The organism is Robiginitalea insularis, assembly GCF_052497835.1.
Genome location: NZ_CP199296.1, coordinates 2,301,245 through 2,324,500, shown reverse-complemented (window position 1 = coordinate 2,324,500; position 23,256 = coordinate 2,301,245). Strand labels below are relative to the sequence as shown.

Genomic DNA, 23,256 nt, shown 5'->3' with positions numbered 1-23,256 from the left:
TAAGTTTCAATCAATGGTTTTTTAGTAACTTCCTGCAAGAATAGCTTCACCTCAGGTGAGCCACCACAATTTTCATTCCCGATGAATTACAGGCAAACATCCGTTGGATTTAAATTTAGGACCGCTCCATTCGCATGAATCCAAACCTGAATAAACTTAAGGATGTAATATCCGCTTCCAAGTCTATTTCCCCTGAAAAAAAGGAGGAATTGCTCGGACAATTGAGCGAAACTGAAAACCTGCTCGCAGAAAATGAAAACAAACTACTTTCCCAACAGCGGGAATTGGAAATAGAAACAGCCCTGGAAAGGGTCAGGGCCCGTTCTATGGCCATGCAGTCTTCAGATGAAATAAGCGAAGTACTCAGCCTGCTTTTCCAGCAATTTGATCTTTTGGGGATAAAACCGCTCACCGTATGGCTGACCTTGTGGAACCCCGATAAAAATACCTTCATCTACCAGTCTACAGGGACTTCAGGACACCGGATTCAGGCCCAGCAGGAAGTAGCTATCGAAGGGATGCAAATCTGGCAGGATTTGTATGAAAAATGGAAGCGGGGGGACTCTGAGGATGTTGAATTACTCTTTTATTCGCAGGAGGACGCCCGCCAGCTGTTCAGCCTGATGCAGGAGACCTTTTCTGCCATGCCCGAAGAAGAACGCCTAACGGCCGAGCATTTCCCGGAGGGAGGCTACAGTGTGCAGGGGCACTGTAAATTCGGCTATATCGGATATACCCATACCCGGAAACCCACGGAGGAAGAAATTGATATCCTCACCCGTTTCGCCACTGAGTTTGGCAGGGTATACCAGCGCTTTCTGGATATCCAAAAGGCTGAAGCCCAGGCACGGGAAGCCCAAATCGAAGCTTCGCTGGAAAGGGTCCGGGCTGCGTCCATGGCCATGCATAAAACAGCGGATATCGCGTCGGTGGTACAGGTGCTCTTTGAAGAGTTAAAGCAGCTGAATATCCCTTTCGAGCAAGCCTGGATAAACATTTTTCATTTGGAGGAGGGTTATTTTGATATCTGGTTCTCGCCATTAGACGGCATTTACGAGGAACCCACCCATTTTAAGATGCCCACCGCCCCATTTGAAGAAACTGCCATTAAATCCTGGAGATCGGGCGCTACTTTCTCCTATACGTCGCTTAAAACAATGGCGGAAGTGGATCAATTTATGGAGGCTTGCGATCAGATAACCGATTCAAATTACTTTACCATATTACAGAAAAAGCTCAAGAATAATCGACTTGAATTCCTCGAGGCGCGCCACAACTATGGCTTCCTTAGCAAAACTACGGTAGAAGAACCTACAGAAGAGGATAAAACCATCATGGAACGGTTTGCCAAGGTCTTTGAACAGGCCTATACGCGTTTTCTGGATATTCAAAAAGCAGAGCAGCAGGCACGGGAATCACAAATCGAAGCTGCCCTAGAAAGGGTCCGGGCACAATCCCTGGCCATGCACAGCACCAGTGAAATGCAACTGGTGGCCAATGCGATTTACGAGCAGCTAAGTGCGCTGGGGATTGAAATGGATGCTGTTGGGATGAGCGGGGCAATTGAAGCAAAGCAGGATTACGATGTATGGGTTGGCGGGGCACCAATGGGTGAAGCCCTGCGTATTCCTTACAACGAAGAAACCAAAGTACAGCGCGATTACAATAAGATGCTCAGAGACCGGCCTGAACTGTTCGCAAGGACCTATTCAGGGAAGGTCAAAAAGGAATACATAGATCGCTTGCTCACCCATGGGGAATTTCCGAAAGCGCTCAAAAAAAAGATGGTGTCTTCAGAGGCGTTCACCACGCTGATTGCCCCTAAAAAAAATTCCGGGATACAGATAGTGCGCTATACCGACCAGGCGTACACGGAACAGGATGCAGAAATCCTGAAACGATTTGCCGGGGTTTTTGAACAAGCCTATATCCGCTTTATGGACTTGGAGAAGGCAGAAAAACAGGCCCGCGAATCCCAGATCGAGGCTGCTTTGGAACGGGTCCGGGCACGGACCATGGCGATGCATAAAAGTACTGAGCTGGGTGAAGTGGCCGCCGTTTTATTTGAACAGATTAGCAAACTGGTCCATACCCCGGAGCGGTTTAATATCGCTATAGGCAACAAGGAAGGCCTGAATTTTGATATTTGGGTTACTGATCAAAAGGGTTACGAAGTAAACAAACAATTTACGTTTCATGTAGACCAGTCCCCGGTTGTAAAGGAAGTTTACGAAGCCTGGGGGAAAAAGCCATATATCGTTCAGCATTTGCACGGAAAAAAGCTGGAGCAATGGATAAGCTACATGCATCGGGAAGTTGGAATCCCATTTGATAAAACGCAATTAAAAGAACATCGTTATATCAACTCGGTCTTCTTTGCACAAGGCTGTATCGGGATTACCACCAATGAGCCCCCTGCACAGGAATCCCTTGAAATAATAGGACGTTTCGCAAAAGTCTTTGAACAAACCTATACCCGCTTCCTGGACCTGCAGAAGGCCGAGCTTCAGGCGCGGGAAGCCGAAATACAGCTGGCTTTGGAACGGATTCGTGCCCGGGCCATGGCCATGCAGGGAACGGAGGAGTTGGGGGATGTGCTGTGCGTGCTTTTTGAACAGTTTGATTTTCTGGGTATCAACCCCGCCCTCACCCACCTTACCCTTTTTGACGAAGAAAACAAGACCTTCAGCCTGCGGATCACGACCAGCCCCAGCAATAAAGTGCTCGCCGAACAGATCATCGATATTGAAGCGGTGGAAAGCTGGAAGGCCTCCTATGAAAACTGGAAAAACGGAGGGGACCAGACAGTGGATTGTATTGAATACCCGCCTGAAATCCTCCCGGCGGTCTGGGAAATCATGGATGTTGTGATGACTGCACTTCCGGAAGGGCATAAAATCTATCCATCCGATTTTCCCGACGGCTTGTTTACTACACAGGGCCACTGCCGCTTTGGCTATATTGGCATGAACCATACCCGTCCTGCCACAGAAGAGGAAAAGGTTATTGTAGGCCGTTTTGCCAGTGAGTTTGGCATGGTTTACCAGCGTTTTTTGGAGTTAAAAAGGGCAGAAGCCCAGGCCCGGGAAGCCCAGATAGAAGCGGCCCTGGAACGGGTGCGGGCCCGGTCTATGGCCATGCACAAAAGTGATGAATTGCTGGACCTGTCGGTGGTACTCTTCCAGGAACTCGATAAACTGGAGGTACGGGGTTTCTTTAATTGCGGTTTTGTGGAAGTTGATGAAGGAGAACAGCGACAGTCCGGTTGGACTACCATGACGGATGGTTCCATGGGTGAAGGCTACTTCCTGCCGCTTCGGGGAGACAAAGTACTGGATGACAGATACCAGGCCTGGAAAATAGGGGAACCGGCCTTTTGCCAGAAGGTGGGCGGACAGGAACTTAAAGCCCATATGTCATTTGCCATGCCCACCCTGGGATCAGAGCGGATAAGGCAAATGACCTCCGACTTCCCGGATCCCACCTATTTCTACTGCTTCAATTTCAGCCATGGATACCTTTCCATTATTTCTGGAGAATCCCTGAGCGGGGAGGCCGAATCCATTCTCATCCGGTTTACCCGGGCTTTCGAACAGGCGTATATCCGATTTATGGACCTGAAAAAGGCCGAGGCACAGGCACGGGAATCTGAAATCCAGCTGGCCCTGGAGCGGGTGCGGGCCCGTACCATGGCCATGCACCGGAGTGATGAACTCAGCGAAGTGGCTGCAGAGCTTTTCCAGCAGATTGAGGGGCTTGGGGCTACCCCGGAACGCCTGAATATCGGGATTGTCCGTGAAGATGAAGGGATTATTGAATGGTGGTCTACCCAGCAGGGCGGGCAGCAAATAAACCAACTTTTTACGGGGAGTATTGAAGAACCCACCACCATCTCCAAATTATATAAGGCCTGGAAAGAAGGCAAAAAACACTTTGAGCTCCGGCAAAAAGGAAAAGAGCTGCGGCAATGGCTCAAATATTTACAGGAGGAGATCGGTCTGCCTTTTGAACCGGAGCTGGTGCGGGACCAACGGTTTCATACAGCAGCTTATTTTAAACACGGTTTGTTGCTGGTTTCCGCTCCGGAGCCGGTTTCGGCAGAAACCCGGGAATTGTTATTTCGGTTTAGCCAGGTTTTTGAGCAAACCTATGTGCGGTTTCTGGACCTGCAGAAAGCAGAAGCCCAGGCTCGGGAAGCACAAATAGAAGCTTCCATGGAACGCATACGGGCCAGGGCGATGGCCATGCAGGAATCCACCGAGCTCACAGAAGTGCTTTCCGTTATCTTCCAGCAATTGAACTTACTGGGCGTAGATACGGTCTGGACGCACCTTACCCTGCTCCATCCGGAGGAAAACGCCTTTACCTATCGGATGACGGGACGGAACGGGGAGCGTATTATCGCGGAAGAAAAAATTTCCCTGGATGCCTCCGAGCACTGGAAGCATATTTCCGATGACATCAAATCCGCGGACAAGGACCCGGACCCTATAACACGCATCGAATTTCCCCCGGAAGGCCTGGAGGCTATCTGGGAGCTCTTCGACGGTATCTTCTCAAAGCTGCCGGAAGGGGAAAAAGTAGCTCCCCGGGACTTCCCCAACGGCCTGTACACTACGCAGGCTTATTGTAAATTCGGCTTTTTAGGCTTGAACCAGATCAGGGAGTCCACACCCGAAGAGGCTGATATCCTGATGCGCTTTACCACTGAGTTCAGCAGGCTTTACCAGCGTTTCCTGGATTTGCAGAATGCTGAAGAACGGGCCCGGGAGGCTCAGATCGAAGCAGCACTTGAAAAGGTAAGGGGGCGTTCCCTGGCCATGCACAACAGTTCCGAATTGCAGGAGGTGATCAAAACCGTTTACGATCAATTCCTGAGTCTGCAACTGGATATATCAGGAGGGGCCTTCATTACAGTAAACGAAGACATTGATAGGGAGCTCCTTTGTTGGGGCGCCGGAGGTGCTGCCGATTATATCGAAAGAGTACACATTCCCTTTTTAGATATGCCCATTTACACGGAAATACTAAAAGGAATTAAGAAAGGGCCCGGTTTTTTCACTGAATCTTTTACCCAAAAAGAGAAAAAGGCTTTTTTCGAGGAACTTTTCAAAAACCCTCCCTACAAGAATACACCTTCCGCCCAGAAGAAGGAAATTCTGGGCAGACCCGGCGGATACACCCGTTCCTGTGCCGTCTTCAAACACACCAGCATCTTTATCATCAATCACCACGGAAAGCCATTCTCAGAACAGGACAACGATGTTTTAAAGCGTATGGGGAGGGTTTTTGAACAGGCTTACACCCGCTTTCTCGATCTTCAAAAAGCTGAAAAACAAGCACGGGAAGCCCAGATCGAAGCGGCCCTGGAACGGGTACGGGCCCGATCTATGGCCATGCACCACAGCAAGGAGCTAACAGACCTCAACGCCTTGTTACTCAAACAAATCGATGGTTTACAAGTAAAGGTGTTTGCAGTGGGAATCCACATAGTAAATCCGGAAAAGCCCATAAGTGAAGCCTGGATTGGCGACCCAACAGTAGGGCAGATGCCAAAAATAGTTGTGGACCATGAAAAGGACCCGCTTACCAGGCTCATGTATAAAGGATGGAAGGATGGTGAAGAATTAATCGAAACAAAGATTTGCGGAGAGCAGGTAAAGGAACATTTCGATAATATGCACGGGGTGCACAGCAAATTGCAATTTTTTAAACCGAATGAGCTACCGCAATGCCTGTATTATCATTTTGCCTATTTTTTACATGGTTTTTTTGTCTTTGTATCTACCTGTTCCTATCCCGAAAATTATGAAATTTTCAAGCGTATCGCCAAGGTTTTCGAACAAACCTACATCCGCTTTCTGGATTTGCAGAAAGCTGAGGCACAGGCAAGGGAATCCCAGATTGAAGCAGCTCTGGAGCGTATTCGGGCCAAGACAATGGCCATGCACAACACCGATGACATTGCCAATACGGTTATCACCTTTTTTGAAGAGCTGCTGGGGCTGGGATTAGACAAATCCATGCGGGCAGGCATCGGCATCCTAAGCCAGTCTGATCTCATGGAAGTCTGGACGGCATCCATCCCGGAGACTTCCAAAACCATTCTGCACAAGGGGTCGCTGGATATGACAACGCATCCCTTGCTGGTGGGAGCGAAACGTGCCTGGGATCAGGCGGATCCTTTTTTTACATATAAACTTGAAGGGGAAGACCTAATAGACTATTTCCGCAACCTCACTGAGGCACCCGACTATCCTGCGGAATTCGATCTGGACAAGCTTCCGGAAATCGTGAATCACCGCAGTATTCCTTTCGCAGACGGGTTTTTATTCACCTTTACGGAATCTCCACTGCCAGACGAAATCATCCGTATCCTGGAACGCTTTGCAACCGTCTTCGGGCAAACCTACACCCGTTACCTGGATTTACAAAAAGCTGAGGAACGCGCCGGGGAGGCCCTTAAACAGGCCTCTATTGAACGGATTCGGGGGGAGATCTCCAGCATGCGTTCGGCAGCAGACTTAAAACGCATAACCCCTCTTGTCTGGAACGAACTAACCACTCTGGGCGTGCCGTTTTTCCGTTGCGGGGTCTTTATCGTCAATGAAAAAGAAAAAAAAATCCTTTCATTCCTTTCGAACCCCGAAGGCGAATCCCTGGCTGCCTGGCAAATCGGGTTCGGAGTTATTCCTGTGTTTGACGAGATGGTAAAAAGCTGGCAGATGCAGGAAGTATTCTGCACTGAATGGGACCGGCAGGGATTTCTGGATTTTTCCCGACAACTTACTGAGCACGGGTTGGTCGATAACCAGGAACGCTACCAGTCCGGGAAGGATGCCCCTGAACACCTCGTACTTCACATGCTGCCTTTTAATCAGGGGATGCTCTATGTAGGCAGTCAGGTTCAGCTGGATACTGATCAAATGGAGCTGGTCCAATCCCTTGCCAATGCGTTTTCGGTAGCCTATGCGCGCTACGAGGATTTTAACCAATTGGAGAAAACCCTGGCCGACCTGAAGGCCACCCAAAACCAGCTCGTTCAGTCTGAAAAAATGGCCAGCCTGGGAGAACTCACTGCCGGGATCGCCCATGAGATCAAAAACCCATTGAATTTTGTCAATAATTTTTCAGAAGTGAGCAAAGAACTGCTGGAAGAACTACAGGAAGAACTTGCCAGGGGTGATATGGAGGAAGTAAAAACCATTACTGCAGACCTGATCCAGAACCTGGAGAAAATAGTGCATCATGGGCAGCGGGCCGACGGGATCGTACGGGGGATGCTGCAACACAGTCGCAGCGGGGATGGCAAAAAAGAACCCACAGATATTAACGTACTGGCAGATGAATACCTGCGCCTCGCCTATCATGGCCTTAGGGCCAAGGACAAATCCTTTAATGCCACAATAGAGACGGCATTTGATGAGCGTATTGATAAAATAGAGCTGGTCCCTCAGGACATTGGGCGGGTACTGCTTAACCTGCTTACCAATGCCTTTTATGCCGTAAATGAAAAAAACCAGGAACTTAAGGGTACTGAAAGAAATTCATTTACACCTACGGTATGGGTAAATACCCGGAAAAAGGAAGATAAAGTATTGATTTCTATCAAGGATAATGGAAAAGGGATCTCCGAAACTGTGCTGGCTAAAATCTTCCAACCCTTTTTTACCACCAAACCGACCGGGCAGGGTACCGGGCTCGGACTTTCTCTGAGTTACGATATCATTAAAGCACATGGAGGAGATATTGCGGTGGAGTCGGAAGAAAATCAATTTACGGAATTTACAATCAACCTGCCCTTGTCATGAAGAATAAAAAGGTGGAAAAATTTGATGGACATTCCATTTATGAGCGGTTGATAGCAGTATTGCTGGATTTTAAGCCCGTGGAAGACCTCAAACACATCGTACATCCCGAATTTATGGGGTATGGCTCGGCGGCTCATGAGATTTTCAGGACGCGCGAAGACCTCAGGAAGATGGCAGAGATGCAGGCGCAGCAACTAAAAGGCCAGGAGTTCAAGTATACCCGAACTTCCCGAAGGGAGCGTCTGTTTGCCAACGGAGCCATATACCTGATCCTCGAGGAGTTTAAGCTCTATTTTTCGGCAAACGACCACCAATTAGACGTAAGGGTTTCCACCTTGCTTGAAAAAACGGAAGGGAAATGGCAGGTTACCCATTTTCATGGTTCCTCTCCGGATTCGGATATTGCCGAAGAAGAAGCCTTTCCGGACCAGGGACTGCGCAGAAAGAATGAAGAACTGGAGGCTAAGATCAGGGAAAGGACCCGGGAACTGGAAATAGAAGCTGCCATGGAACGTGTCCGGGCCAGGGCCATGGCCATGCAGCAGTCCGACGAGCTCTCCGATCTGGTGGATACCGTTTTTAAGGAACTGACCGGCCTGGACATGGCATTGTCCTGGTGCATGATCAATATTATTGATGAAGCGAGCATGTCCAACACGGTCTGGGGTGCCAATCCGCAAATCGGAAAACCCCCTGAATCCTATCATATGTTGTTTGAAGATTTTCGCTTCCATCACGAAATGTACCGGGCCTGGAAGGAGCGGAAGAAAAAGTGGGTCATTGTTCTTGAAGGGAAAGAGAAGGAGGTTTATGACAACTATTTGTTTTCAGAGACGGAATTCAGGAGGGTACCTGCAAGTGTGCAAGAACAGATGAAGGCCTCTGAGCGCTATGTGGCCTCTTTTACCTTCAGCAATTTTGGCGGGCTTCAAACCGTGGGGGAAGAACCCCTTTCCAAGGACAGCCTTGAAATACTGAGCCGTTTTGGAAAAGTCTTCGACCTTACCTATACGCGGTTTAACGATTTACTCAAAGCGGAGGCCCAGGCGCGGGAAGCGGAAATTGAACTGGCCCTGGAGCGGGTGAGGGCGCGAACAATGGCCATGCAGCACAGTGACGAACTGGCGGAGGCCTCGCATTTACTGGACGAACAGGTCCGGGCACTCGGTATCAAAACCTGGGGCTGTGCCTTCAATATTTACAGGGAAAACGATTCTATTGAATGGTTCGGAAACGAAGCAGGGCTCCTGCCAACTTATACTGTTCCGCGAGAAGGGATATTCAAGGAATATTACGATGCCGGACAAAAAGGGGAAACCCTTCTTGTAAAGGAATTCTCGGGGGATGTGTGCATCGCCCATTACGAATATATGAGTACCCTTCCGGTAGTGGGGGAAGTTTTGCAGCAGCTTAAAAAAACCAATGGCTCCTTCCCTGACTATCAGATAGACCACGTTGTTTATTTCAAATACGGCTACCTGTTGTTTATTACCCGCGAATCCGTTCCCGAGGCCCACGATATTTTCAGACGGTTTGCAGGGGTTTTTGAGCAAACCTATACCCGCTTTTTGGATCTGAAAAAAGCAGAGGAGCAGGCCCGGGAGGCACAGATTGAATTGTCTCTGGAACGTATACGTGCCCAGGTAACGGCCATGCAGGAATCCTCTGAACTTCTCGATATTGTTGTTACCATGCGAACGGAGTTTGTCAAACTGGGGCACCAGGCCCATTATTTCTGGCATATGCGCTGGCTTCCCGAAAGGTATGAGAAGGCTATGACCTCCGGAGACGGCACCCGGATTGGGATGGTAATGGAACTACCACGGCATATGCATGGGGATATTTCCCTGCTGGCTACCTGGGAAAAAAGCGATGAGTCCACAGTAGTTTACGCCATGGATGCTGAGGAAGCGGTCGCCTATGTGGATAAAATGGTTTCCCTGGGGGATTTTCAGCAAATCGACCCTCAGGCCCCTTCATCTGATGACATCCGCCACATTGGTGGACTCACCTTTGTAATGGCCCGCACAACCCATGGGGAGATCGGATTCAGTCTGCCGGGAATGGTACCGGAGCCCCCTGCGGAAGCGCTGGAGACCCTTGTCCGTTTTGCCGGGGTGTTTGATCTTGCCTACAGGCGGTTTGAAGATTTAAAGGAGGCAGAAAAACAAAAACGGGAAGCAGAAATCGAATTAGCCTTGGAGCGGGTTCGGGCCCGCACTATGGCCATGCACAACAGTAATGAGCTGGAAGCTGTGATCAAGGTTATTTTTGAACAGTTTGTGGCCCTGGGGATACATGTAGAACACACGGGCTTTATCCTGGATTACAAGAACCGGGATGATATGCATATCTGGCTGGCAGACCATAATGCCATACAGCCTGAAATTACCTTTCCCTATTTTGACTCCCCTCACTGGAATAGTTTTTTAAAAGCGCGGGAATCCGGAGACAGCCTATTTACCAACCTCCTTTCTTTTGATGAGAAAAACCGGTTCTACAAAGATCTTTTTGAGCACCTGCCCGAAATTCCGGAAGAAGTTCAGGCTCATTATTTTAAAGTACCCGGCCTGGCCATATCAACCGTCCTGATGGATACCGTGGGCCTGTATATTGAGAATTTTGAAGCTGCCCCTTACTCAGAACGTGAGAATGAAGTTTTAATCCGTTTTGGAAAAGTCTTCCAGCAGACCTACACCCGCTTCCTGGACCTGAAAAATGCCGAGGCCCGGGCCAGGGAAGCGAAGATTGAAACTGCACTGGAGCGCGTGAGAGCCCGGACAATGGCCATGCATCGCAGCGATGAGCTTTCGGAAGTAGTCGCACTTTTATATGAACAAATTCAGATCCTTGGTTTTAATGATTGGGGTTGTTCAATAATTATTTGCAACGAAGAGGCCCGGGTTATGCGTTATTGGTATGCCGAGGTAAACCTGTCGAATTTACCTTTTTACTGCGATGTGCCCTTAACCAATAAAATTGTTAAAAAGACCTGGGATTTATGGCTGTCTGGGACTCCGCAATTTGAAATTAGTCTTCTGGGAAAAGAAAAGGAAGACTACACCAACTTTATGCTGAATGATACAGCCTATAATCACATCTTGCCTGAAGATGTCAAGGAGGAGTGGAGAAAACCCGAAGACATATTTTTTGCCTATTTCACATTTAAATATGGCTTGCTTGAGATTGTAGACGTTAAAGCCTTAGATAGCGGAAATTATCCGACCTATCGCCGCTTTGTACAAGTTATTGAACAAACCTACACCCGCTTCCTGGACCTGAAAAATGCCGAGGCCCGGGCCAGGGAAGCGAAGATTGAAACTGCACTGGAACGGGTCAGGAGCAGGTCTATGGCTATGCATAAAAGTGAGGAACTTGTGGAAGTTGCTACGGTCCTTCATACCGAATTGACAAATTTGGAGGTCAGTGAGTTTTCGGATGCTTCCATAGTCATCTTTGACGAACCCAATAACCAGCAAATTGTTTGGGGTGCCCGAACGGAATCCGAATACCTTGAAAAATCCGTAATGCCGCTTCTTGGGGATAAAATCCTCCAGGAGCTCTATGATAATTGGCATTCGGGGGAGGCGTTTTTCACGGTAAAGGTCGGTGGATCAAGTCTTAAGAATCATAATGAATTTGTTTATCCCGTATCCCAGCGAACAGAATTAGAGGATCGGGTTCTAAAGAAAATGCCGGATCCAACTTTCTTTCATTGCGCCGTTTTCGCTATGGGGTATCTTGAGTTAATGTCGGACCGGGAAATAAGGGAAGAATCTGCATTATTATTAAGGCGTTTTGCAAAAGTTTTTGATCAGACCTATACGCGCTTCCTGGACCTGAAAAAGGCAGAGGCACAGGCAAGAGAAGCGAAGATTGAAACGGCACTCGAGCGGGTAAGGGCACGTACAATGGCCATGCAGCAATCGGAGGAACTCTCAGATGTGGCGGTTGTCCTTTTTGAACAATTACAGGGCCTGGGGGGCAATTATTGGGGTTGTGGTTTAGGATTATGCAAAAAGGATGCTACAACCGATGAGTTTTGGTTTGCATATGAAAAAGGAATCCTCCCTCCGGCTGCCATTCCCAACACCACAGATCCGGCACATAAGCGGATGTACCAGGGGTGGGTAAATAATTCCGATTTTGTAGCCATTGAAGCTTCCGGAAAGGAATTAAAGGAGCATTACAAATACATGATGTCGTTACCTGAAGTCAGGCCTTTTTTCCAGGAAATACTGGACAAGGGGCTCTCCTTCCCTGAGTGGCAGCAATGGAATGCGGCCTACTTCAAACACGGTTATTTATTGATAATTACGCTTGAACCCTATCCGGAACCGGAGATCCTAAATCGCTTCGCTAAAGTTTTCGAACAAACCTATACCCGCTTCCTTGACCTTAAAAAGGCCGAGGCACAGGCCCGGGAGGCCCAAATAGAAACGGCCCTTGAAAAGGTCAGGACCCGGACGATGGCCATGCAGAAAGGAGAGGAACTCAAAGAGGTCGCCGTCCTTTTATATAAGGAGCTTCTCGCACTAGGGGTTACCAATTTCGTAACCTGCGGATATGTGGAAGTAAATGAGGAGGCCAAAAGGCAATTTACCTGGGTCACCTCCCCGGGCGGGGATACCATGGATTTGTTTTACCTGCCTTTAAACGGGGATGCTACTTTTGATGAGCGCTATGCGGCCTGGAAACGACAACAAACCATCTTTCACCAAACCGTGGCGGGTGAAGTGCGAAACAGCCATCTGGAATTTGCAATAACCACCTTTAATTCCAAAGAGGCTGAGGAAATGGTACGCAGCCAGTTTCCGGACCCAACCGTATTTTATTGTTTTAACTTTTCCCATGGATACCTGCACCTGGTATGCCCGTGTGTGCTGACGGAACAAGAAGAAGTTTTGCTGGCCAGGTTTACCCGGGTCTTTGAACAGACTTATGCCCGTTTCCTCGATCTTAAAAAAGCGGAGGCACAGGCACGGGAAGCCCAAATCGAGAATGCCCTGGAGAAGGTGCGCTCCCGCACCATGGCCATGCAGCACAGTGACGAACTGCCACAGGTTGTAGCAACACTATACGAACAACTGGTTGCTGCCGGGATTGATTCCTGGATGTGTGTGCTGGCTCTCAAAAATGAAAAAACCGGAGGCGTGGACATGTTATTATCCAACAAAATAGATACCGTTTTACCAAAGCGGTTCGAAGTTATGCCACTGGAACACAGGATATGGAAGGAATTCTACAATGGCTGGGAGGAAGGGGTCAGCTTTAAGGTTATCGAGTATGAAGGTAAGGAGAAAAGGGAGTATGAAGACCTCTTAATTAATCAGGAAGCCTTTAATGAATTGTCTCAGGAGCAGAAAAAAATGATGCGGGTGGCAGACCGGGCCTGTGTTTCCGTTTACTATATGAAGGAAGGGATGATACAGGCAGTTGGAGAAGAAAAATTACCGGAAGAAAAGAACCAGATCCTAATCCGTTTTGCGAAAGCCTTTGAACAAACGTATACACGATTTTCCGATCTCAAGAAGGCTGAAGCCCAGGCTCGGGAGGCACAGATCGAAGCCGCTCTGGAAAAAGTTCGCTCCCGTACCATGGCCATGCAGCGTAGTGACGAATTACCGGAAGCAGCCAATATCCTCTTCCTTCAGGTACAGGAGCTCGGCATCCCGGCCTGGAGTGCTGGCTATTGCATATGGACATCTGATGATAAAAAAGCAACCTCCTGCAACATGAGCAGCGAGGGGGAGTTGCAAAAACCGTTTATACTACCTTCAATCGGAGAAGGTTACAATTTTTATGATCCTGCTCGGGAGGGAAAAGATTTCTATGTGGCAGAACTTGGTGGTGATGCGCTGGTAAAGCATTATGACTTTATGAGTACGCTGCCATCGGTAGGGGAAATTTTAGATGAGCTCCGTGCAGCCGGCTTATCGCTGCCAACTTTCCAGATCTTTCATATCGTCTACTTTCCACATGGTTTTCTGATGTTTATTACATATGAACCGGTACCCGAGGCACATGAAATTTTCAAAAGATTCGGAAAGGTGTTTGAACAAACCTATACCCGCTTTCAGGACCTACAAAGAGCAGAGGCACAGACCCGTGAATCCAAAATAGAAACGGCTCTGGAGCGGGTGCGGGCAAGGGCCCTTGCCATGCAGGAACCAGAAGAGCTAATGGATGTTGCCCGGGTTTTAAGACGGGAAATGGGGCTTCTGGGGGTGGAGGAACTGGAAACCTCCAGTATTTACATCCACGATAATGAGGTAGGGAAAACGGAATGCTGGTTTGCGATTAAAGACATCCGGGAGCAGGAAAAAGTGATGGTCTCCGATCACTTCAGCCTGGACCTCAAAGACACCTGGGTGGGCAGACAGATGCTAAAATTTTACGAATCCGCTGAGGAGCAAGTATCCATTGAGATGAAAGGTGAAGAACGGAAAGAGTGGATTAACTATTGCGAAAAACACTCATCAGCCTTACGCGGGTACTATGGGGAAGAGATCCCTGAAAGGACCTATCACCTGTACAAATTTTCCCATGGGGCAATAGGGGCTGCCACCCCTGCAGGGCTGAGCGATGAGAGTTGGAATCTGCTCAAACGAGCGGCACTGGTATTTTCCCTGGCGTATTCGCGTTTCCGTGACCTCACCCAGGCCCGCCTGGACTTGCAGCGCTTAAAAGAAGAAAAGAAAAGGGCTGAAGACGCCCTGAAAGAATTACAACTAACCCAGCAGCAATTGGTACACGCCGAAAAAATGGCCTCCCTGGGGGAGCTTACCGCCGGGATCGCCCACGAAATACAGAACCCGTTAAACTTTGTCAACAACTTCTCCGAAGTGAGTGAGGAGCTACTGGAAGAGTTATTGGAAGAATTGGAGAATGGGGACCTTGAAGAATCAAAAGCACTTTTGCAGGATATAGTGCAGAATCTGCAGAAGATCAGCCACCATGGCAAGAGGGCAGATGGTATAGTTAAAGGAATGCTGCAGCACAGCCGGGCCGGAGGCAATACCAAAGAACCTACAGATATCAATGCGCTGGCCGATGAATACCTTCGCCTCGCATACCATGGGCTAAGGGCCAAGGACAAATCTTTCAACGCCACCATGGAAACGGATTTTGATGAAACAATTGTTGAGATGAAGGTCATTCCCCAGGACATCGGGCGCGTACTGCTTAATCTGATTACCAATGCCTTTCATGCGGTTAGCCAGCGGAAAAGCAAAGAGTCCGAAAACTATGTCCCTACCGTTTGGATTACCACCCGAAAAACATCTGATGGTGTGGAAATTTCAGTTCAGGATAACGGGGAGGGTATTCCTGAAAATATTAAGGAGAAGATCTTTCAACCCTTCTTTACCACCAAGCCCACAGGGGAAGGCACCGGGCTGGGGCTCTCCATGAGCTATGATATTGTTACCAAGGGGCATGGGGGGACCCTGGAAGTTGAAAGCAAAGCTGGCAAAGGCAGCTGCTTTACCATCATATTGCCTATAAAAAACCAGCTTTCCACATGAGAAAAATACTTGTTCTTCTGGCCTTACTTCCCCTGAGCCTTATGGGCCAGGACCGGATTTATTCGGCCCTGGACAGTATAGAATTTTCCGGACGCTCGCTTTGGCTAGGCAACGATTGGCGCTTTCAGAAAGGAGATAACCCGGACTGGGCCCAACCCGAGTTTGATGACAGCTCATGGAAAAGCTTTACCGAGACTTCAGATCTGGTAAAACTCGATTCCGTCGAGACCCTGGGGATTAACGAGATCGTATGGTACCGAAAATACATCAAATTAGGCCGTAACCTGAATGACATCCTACTCCTGAGGGTATTTCAAACCGGTGCCATGGAAATATTCCTTGACGGAAAACTCCTCTACAGTTTTGGGACCATAAACCCGGACCCCAAAAAGGCTGAAGCCTACAATCCCTGGTTTAAAGAAATGTTTCCCCTTAAATTAAGTCCTTATGGCGAGCATACACTGGCGGTACGCTTTATGAATCTCAAACCTCCCGGGCCCGTATTGGCCAGCCCGCTTTACCCACAGGCATTGCTGAGGATAAGTCCATTTTCCCATATAAATCCCAAGGAATTCAAGCTAAATTATGGAGACGCCCAAAATGAATATTGGACCAACGCGATGTATGTGGTCTCGGGTATTGCCATCTTTATGTTTGTCCTATTCCTGTTGTACTTCCTGTTTTTTCCAACAGAGCGATTAAATGGTTATTTCGCCCTCTGCGGCCTGGTCTTCTGCTTTTTCATGGTCGCCAATATTATGACACTCGAAAGTATAGGCTCCGGGTATTACAGCAACCTGGCGGTTCAAATCTTAGCGATCCTCTATTTATTGCTTGCTCTCTTTTGCATATACCGAATCTTCGAAAGGCCCCTTGGTAGATTTTTTTGGGGCTTAACCCTATTGGGTGGTGGATGCATCATGGGGATTATTCTCTTCGGACTGGATGTCCTGCTCCCCATTTTCGGCGGGCTTGCCATTTTTGAAACGATCCGAATTAGTATTTTATCTATAAAAACTCACAGAGTAGGAGCACTAATATTCTTGGCATCAGGTGTTCTGCACATTATTTTCTTTGCGATAATTTTTATTGATATACTGGATATTCTTGAAGAGCAGGATTTTCGAAATTACTACCCCTTGGGCTTCGTGGTTTTGCCTATGTGCATTGCCATCTATCTGGGATATGCCTTTGGAAAACGCAGTCAGGAACTTAGGCTCAACCTGGAACAGGTAAGAAAACTATCCGAAGAGAAAGAGGCTATCCTGGAAGAACAGAAAAGAACCCTTGAGGAACAGGTAAGGGAGCGCACTGAATCCCTTAACACATCCCTGCGCAATTTAAAGGAGACTCAATCACAGCTGATCCACTCCGAAAAGATGGCTTCCCTGGGGGAACTCACCGCCGGGATTGCCCACGAGATCAAGAACCCCCTGAACTTCGTCAACAATTTCTCCGAAGTAAGCCAGGAGCTTATCGACGAGATGAAAGCAGAGATTGCTGCCAGGGATTTTAAAGAAGTAGAAGCCATTGCCGAGGACTTAAAGCAAAATCTTGAAAAAATAAACCACCATGGGCAAAGGGCAGACAGCATTGTCAAAGGCATGCTGCAACACAGCCGCAGCGGGGACGGCAAAAAGGAACCTACCAACCTCAACGCCCTGGCAGATGAATACCTCCGCTTAGCCTACCACGGCCTTAGGGCCAAGGATAAATCCTTTAACGCCACCCTGGAAACGGACTTTGACCCGGACGTAAAGAAGGTAAATGTGGTTCCCCAGGAAATCGGGCGGGTACTCTTAAACCTCTTTACAAACGCCTTCCATGCCGTTTCGGAAAAGAAAAGAGAAGCTCCTGAAGATTATGAACCCACTGTAGCGGTACGGACCCGGAAAACTGCAAAAGGGGTTGAAATACGGGTAGAAGACAATGGGAAGGGAATCCCTCCTGGCGTACAGGGCAAAATCTTCCAGCCCTTTTTTACGACCAAGAAGACCGGAGAGGGTACAGGCCTGGGCCTGAGCATGAGCTATGACATTGTCACCAAAGGGCACAATGGCCAGTTAAAAGTGGAGAGCACCCAAGGCAGAGGGGCGGTATTTTTTGTTATCTTACCTACAGATACCCCTGACCAATGATTCCAGGATCACGCATTACTATCTCCGCCCTTTTAGTGTTATGGACCTTTTTTTCCATTCACACAGGTTTTGCTCAAAACGGGGATACGGACGCAGCGCCAGGCCTGGACCTTTTCTTTGAGGCACTGGAACTCCCCAATGGCCCGGAGGGCAACAGTGTACAGGCAATGGTACAGGATTCCCTGGGTTATATGTGGTTTGGTTCACAGGACGGCCTGCATCGATACGACGGTAAAAACTTCATTAGTTTTTACTCGGATCCGATCAACCAGAATACCCCCATCAGTAACTACATTGAAGCCCTGTATCTGGAAAGTAACGGGACGCTCTGGCTAACCCACTGGTCCGGAGGGGGTCTCACAGAATTCAGGCCGGATGAAGAAACCTTTACCCGTTACATACACAATCCGAACGACCCCGAATCCATAATGCCCGGGGAAACCGGGGCAATTGCAGAAGATACGGAAGGCAACATCTGGATAGGGGGCAGGCAGGGACTCTCCAGGTTACATAAGGAAACAGGTAAATTCAGGCGGTATTCGCATAATCCCGAAGATCCTACTTCCCTTTCAAATAATGATGTTAGAGATCTTTATGTGGATTCCGAAGGAACCCTATGGGTGGCTACCGGAATTGCCTGGACTCCGGATGGCAGGGGTGGCCTGAACCGCTACAATCCGGAAACCGATTCCTTTGAACGGTTCCTGCACAATCCCGAAAATCCCAAAAGCCTCAGTAATAATAAGGTTGGCAGTATTTTTGAAGACAGCAAAGGCAATTTTTGGGTGGGTACCGCATCAGACGGATTGCATTTGTTCGATCGAAAAACCAAAACCTTCGAACAGTACCCGTTTGATCCCAATGATTCCACCAGGCCTTCCATGCCCTACCTTGAAGGAGAAGAAACAGGCAATACCCAACAGTATAGCCACATCACCTCTTTTTTTGAGGATGACCAGAACAGGCTATGGATATCTGCCGTATATAGCGGTCTGAACGTATATGATCCCGAAGCCGGAATGAACTGGCATTTCGAAGCCGGGGAAGGAGACTCGGACCTTAAATCCAATTTCATCTGGCAGGCGTACCAGAGTGATGATGGTACCATCTGGGTCACCACGGCCGGGGAAGGCAGGGCGGTTTACAAGGTACTGGAGAACAAATTCCGCTTTCCCTATTATTATTTTCCTGAACTCCGGGACACGGCAACGGTCAAAAGGGGCATCCTGGAAGATCGCAACGGGGATATCTGGATCGCGCAATCCCCCCCTACCCCTTTTATCACCCCTCAGGTTTCTGCCTTGTGGAAGGTTGATAAAGAAACAAATGCCATTAAAAAGATAAAACTGGATCCTAATGGCCCATCGGATAACCTGCAGGGGTTTATAGGAAGCCTTACAACAGATATTGCTGGTAACATTTGGGTGGGAACGAGCGTCGGATATTTTATTGGGAATCCCGATACGGAAAATTTCCAAAAGTTCCTGCCAGAAGTCGCCGGGCCAGAACAATGGTGGGTTGCCCCTATGTTCCAAAGCAGTACCAGTGATATCTGGTTACCATATTGGAACCATGGCCTGATCCGATACGATTCCGATTTGGAAAATTATGAGGTTTTTGAGTATGACCCGACAAGCCCCGGGGGAATTTCCGGACCCTTTGTATGGGCCATCCTGGAAGACGCGGATGGTTACATCTGGATAGGGGGCGGAGATGCTGGAGGTGGTGCGGATAACCCTCCGTTTTTGGATCGATTAGATCCTCAAACCCGGGTATTTGAACCCTATATTGCAAGAAAATTACCCGCAGGGATTATCTCTAAGCTGGTTCAGGATTCAAATGGTAATTTCTGGTTTATTGACTGGAATCAAGGCTTTTACAAGCTCAACCCTAATACTAAGGATTTAAAGCGTTTTTCAGCCAGTAACAGTCTTTTGCCGGGAAAAAGTATCAACGGGATCGCAATGCATCCTAATGGGCAAATCTGGCTAAATACCCCGGATCAGTTAGTAGCTTTTGATCCTCTGCTGGAAACTTTTTCCGTTTATGATTCTTATCACGGAGTCCGGCCCGTTTCCGGGAGCACCAATATTGGGGCATCCACCCGGGATGGAGACCTTCTTTTTGCCCGCTGGAGCGGTTTCCACGCCTTCAACCCGGATTCACTTCTGAATAAGGCCGAAGCAAAGGAACCCGATTTAAGAATTACCGGATTTAAATTAATGGATGAGGCTATGGCCAGTGGTATTGCCGGACAGAAAGGGAATATATTGAAAAAACCGATCTGGGAGACTACTGAAATTACCCTTGGCAGCAGCGAAAACACCTTCGCCTTTGCGGTAGCCTGCTTTGACTTTTACCGGCCCGAATCCAATACCCTGCAATTTATGCTGGAGGGATATGACAGGGGATGGCGCAGTGACCTCAGAAATGGGGAAACACCCTATTATGTGAACGTGGATCCAGGACAGTATACCTTTCGGATCAGGGGGTCCAACGGGCTCGGGGTATGGAATGAAGCGGGCATCCAAATGCAGGTTACTATAAACCGGCCCTGGTGGCAAAATGGGTGGGCATATCTGCTTTATTTCGTTGTACTGGCTTTCATCGGATATCGAATTCACCTGTACCAGAAAGCCCGTACCCTTGCCAGGGCCAAGGAGGAGGCGCGTGCCAGGGAACTGGAGCAGGCAAAGGAAATCAAAAAAGCCTATGCCGAACTAAAGGCCACCCAGGACCAGCTGATACAGTCCGAGAAGATGGCAAGCCTTGGGGAACTTACCGCAGGGATTGCCCATGAAATTCAGAACCCGCTCAACTTTGTCAATAATTTCTCTGATGTAAATCGGGAACTAATAGAGGAACTCAAGGAGGAGGCCTCCAAAAAACCCAAGGAGCGCAACTGGGCACTGGAGCAGGAATTGCTTACGGATATTGACCAGAACCTCGAGAAGATTTCCCACCACGGGCAACGGGCAGATTCCATCGTAAAAGGGATGTTACAACACAGCCGGAACAGCGACGGAAAAAAAGAACCTACAGATATCAATGCGCTGGCCGATGAATACCTGCGCCTGGCTTACCATGGTTTCCGTGCCAAGGATAAGTCTTTCAACGTAGATATGGAAACCCATTTTGATCCCAAACTTGGTGAGATCTCAATAGTCCCGCAGGATATCGGACGGGTGATCCTGAACCTGATCACCAATGCCTTCCACGCCGTACAGGAAAAAAGGAAGGAAACCGGAGAAAACTTTAAGCCAAAAGTGCTTGTAAGCACCCGAACAAGCAAAAACAAAGTTCAAATTGAAGTAAAAGACAATGGCTCGGGTATCCCCGAGAAAATTATAAAAAGGATTTTTGAGCCCTTTTTTACCACTAAGCCCTCCGGACGGGGAACCGGCCTGGGCCTTAGCATGAGTTACGAGATAGTAACCAAAGGACATGGAGGGGAATTAAAGGTAGAATCCGCTAACGGAGACGGAACCACCTTCACTATCGAATTGCCTTTGAATCAGTCCGAACAAAAGAAGGGTTCATGAAACTGAAAGAAAAATAAATCCAGAATACCTATGAAAATATTGGTAGTAGACGACGAAAAAGACGTACAATTGCTCTTCCAGCAGCGGTTTCGCAAAGAAATCCGCAAGGAGGTCATTGAATTCGTCTTTGCCTTTTCAGGCGAACAGGCCCTTGAAAAACTAAATTCGATGGACCATGAGGCAGTATTAATTTTATCGGATATCAACATGCCGGGGATGAGTGGTTTGGAGTTGCTTGAAAAAATCCGCAAAAATTACGATAACCCACCCCCTGTGGTGATGATGATTTCGGCCTATGGGGATGAACAAAATCGTTCTACGGCCGCCCGGCTGGGAGCTAATGAATTCCTCACAAAACCACTGGATTTCAGCATTCTTAAAGAAAAACTTTTAAACCTGTCGTGATGGCAAAAATATTAGTGGTGGATGACGAGACCGACCTGGAAGTACTGATCAAACAGAAATTCCGGAAACAGATCCGTCAAAACGATTACGAGTTCTTATTTGCCTATAATGGAAAGGAGGCGCTTGAAAAATTAAGTCAGGACCCGGGTGTGGACCTGGTCCTGTCTGATATTAACATGCCGGAGATGGACGGGCTAACCCTGCTTTCCAAGCTCCATGATTTAAATCCGCTGCTAAAGGCAGTCATTGTATCGGCCTACGGCGATATGGATAATATCCGTACGGCCATGAACCGGGGGGCGTTTGATTTCATCACGAAACCAATCAATTTCGAAGACCTCACCATTACCATGGAAAAGACCCTGAAGCATGTAAACCAGCTGAAGGAAACACTTAAAGCCATCAAGGAAAACAATATCCTGAAAATGTACGTGGATGAAAACGTCCTGAGCTTTATGGGGGGGCAAATGGTGGAAAATACCATGATGACCAACGAAAATATCGAAGCCACCGTCATGTTTATCGATGTTTGTGGTTTTACGGCCATCAGTGAGGAAACGGAACCGGATACAGTCGTGACGCTTCTGAATGCCTATTTTGACCTGATGGTAGGAGAGATCATTGCCCAGGAAGGCTATGTAGACAAATTTATGGGGGACGCCGTGATGGCTGTTTTTCGCGGGGAATACCACCTGGACCGGGCCATTGATACCGCCCTGGCAATCCGGCAAAAAATAAATCAGTTCCCCGAATCGGATGACCAGACCGGTTACCGTCCCAAGGTTTCCATCGGGCTCAAGAGCGGGGAGATGGTTTCCGGAAATATTGGGTCTGCCAGCTTAAAACGACTGGATTACACCGTGATCGGGGACACTGTAAATGTGGCCGCCCGGCTGCAGGGACTGGCTGCAGAAAACCAGATTGTAATATCAGAAGCCTGCTACCTGCAGGTCAAAGAGGCCTTTAAATGCAAAAAATTGGGCGATTTTGAACTGAAGAACAAGGCAAAGCCGGTTACGCTGTACGAAGTGCTGGAGTAATGTCCGGATATGGAATGCGCCCTGCATGCAATATTCAGCTTTGAGAAGTAATTTTTAAACCTGGGGTTTAAGGGGGGCTTCCCCAACATGGATGCAAAACACTTTCCCAAAGAATGCAAAACCCCGAAGTAGAGCAGAGCTCACTACGGGGTCATCGCACTAATACTACTAAGATATAAGGCTTATCGCAATCGATCCACAGATTTTACGAGATCTTCATCCTTTTTGATAGCCCTGTTGGCCAGGACCAGTAAAACGATAGAAAATACAGGAATCAGCATCCCAATACCCTTCTCAGAGACCGCCGTCCCTCCGGATAGATTTAGGGCCCGATACACGAAAAATCCTAGTAAAAAAAGTTGTAATAAAATATTGAAGCGGTTCAATATAAATTGTGATTTTCTGATTTTAAAGCGCAATATAGATATCACGGCAAGCAGGGCTGCAGCGTAAAAGGCAATCGAAACGGCCATTTCATCACGGGCATATACAGGGGTTCCGGAATCTTCCGTCCATAAATGCAACCAAAAGGGAAGCACTCCTGTTAGGAGGGCCACCAAAAGCAGGTAAACCGTTTGTATGCGTTGTATCAAAATACCTCTTAATTGCAGTTAGCAAAAATAAAGAGATTTTATATTTTAAGTAAACAAAGCCGATAAAACTTTATAAGCCTCAGTTAAGCAATACTTAACTATTCATTATTAAGGGCTTATCTTCAGATATACTACTTAAATTCCTTTCAAAAGACAGGAATGTGGAAAATTATTCGTAATATTGCCTCGTTATTCGTTATA

7 protein-coding genes are annotated in these 23,256 nt (G+C 48.0%); 6 read left to right on the top strand and 1 reads right to left on the bottom strand.

Annotated features, from left to right (window positions below; genetic code table 11):
* The first annotated feature begins 134 nt into the window (after nt 1-134).
* From ACT6NV_RS10450 to ACT6NV_RS10425, 6 genes are read left to right on the top strand one after another with little or no spacing between them, the layout of a single operon-like run.
* On the top strand, nt 135-7,811 hold the full coding sequence (locus ACT6NV_RS10450; protein WP_445384394.1) for a sensor histidine kinase: 7,677 nt from the start codon (nt 135-137) through the stop codon (nt 7,809-7,811).
* Nucleotides 7,808-15,337 (top strand): ATP-binding protein, encoded by a 7,530-nt coding sequence (locus ACT6NV_RS10445; RefSeq protein WP_445384393.1) that lies wholly within the window; start codon nt 7,808-7,810, stop codon nt 15,335-15,337. The genes ACT6NV_RS10450 and ACT6NV_RS10445 overlap by 4 nt, the downstream gene beginning before the upstream one ends.
* Entirely contained in the window at nt 15,334-17,475 is a 2,142-nt protein-coding gene (locus ACT6NV_RS10440; RefSeq protein WP_445384392.1) for an ATP-binding protein, read from the top strand. Before ACT6NV_RS10445 ends, ACT6NV_RS10440 begins: the two co-directional genes overlap by 4 nt.
* The gene (locus ACT6NV_RS10435; RefSeq protein ID WP_445384391.1) at nt 17,472-21,017 is read left to right on the top strand and encodes a two-component regulator propeller domain-containing protein; all 3,546 of its coding nucleotides are present in this window, start codon (nt 17,472-17,474) and stop codon (nt 21,015-21,017) included. The genes ACT6NV_RS10440 and ACT6NV_RS10435 overlap by 4 nt, the downstream gene beginning before the upstream one ends.
* Nucleotides 21,018-21,047: 30 nt before the next feature.
* The gene (locus ACT6NV_RS10430; RefSeq protein ID WP_445384390.1) at nt 21,048-21,422 is read left to right on the top strand and encodes a response regulator; all 375 of its coding nucleotides are present in this window, start codon (nt 21,048-21,050) and stop codon (nt 21,420-21,422) included.
* Complete coding sequence (locus ACT6NV_RS10425; RefSeq protein WP_445384389.1) at nt 21,422-22,462, top strand: response regulator; 1,041 nt, start codon at nt 21,422-21,424, stop codon at nt 22,460-22,462. The genes ACT6NV_RS10430 and ACT6NV_RS10425 overlap by 1 nt, the downstream gene beginning before the upstream one ends.
* Nucleotides 22,463-22,644: 182 nt before the next feature.
* Here the strand turns inward: ACT6NV_RS10425 and ACT6NV_RS10420 are convergent, their stop codons facing one another.
* Nucleotides 22,645-23,055, bottom strand: coding sequence for a DUF4293 domain-containing protein (locus ACT6NV_RS10420; protein WP_445384388.1), 411 nt, complete (start codon nt 23,053-23,055; stop codon nt 22,645-22,647).
* Between the last annotated feature and the right edge of the window lie 201 nt (nt 23,056-23,256).

Excerpts from the sequence above, each read along its gene's own strand:
- ACT6NV_RS10450 (WP_445384394.1), top strand. The coding sequence starts at position 135 with ATGAATCCAAACCTGAATAAACTTAAGGATGTAATATCCGCTTCCAAG.
- ACT6NV_RS10445 (WP_445384393.1), top strand. The coding sequence starts at position 7,808 with ATGAAGAATAAAAAGGTGGAAAAATTTGATGGACATTCCATTTATGAG.
- ACT6NV_RS10440 (WP_445384392.1), top strand. The coding sequence starts at position 15,334 with ATGAGAAAAATACTTGTTCTTCTGGCCTTACTTCCCCTGAGCCTTATG.
- ACT6NV_RS10435 (WP_445384391.1), top strand. The coding sequence starts at position 17,472 with ATGATTCCAGGATCACGCATTACTATCTCCGCCCTTTTAGTGTTATGG.
- ACT6NV_RS10430 (WP_445384390.1), top strand. The coding sequence starts at position 21,048 with ATGAAAATATTGGTAGTAGACGACGAAAAAGACGTACAATTGCTCTTC.
- ACT6NV_RS10425 (WP_445384389.1), top strand. The coding sequence starts at position 21,422 with ATGGCAAAAATATTAGTGGTGGATGACGAGACCGACCTGGAAGTACTG.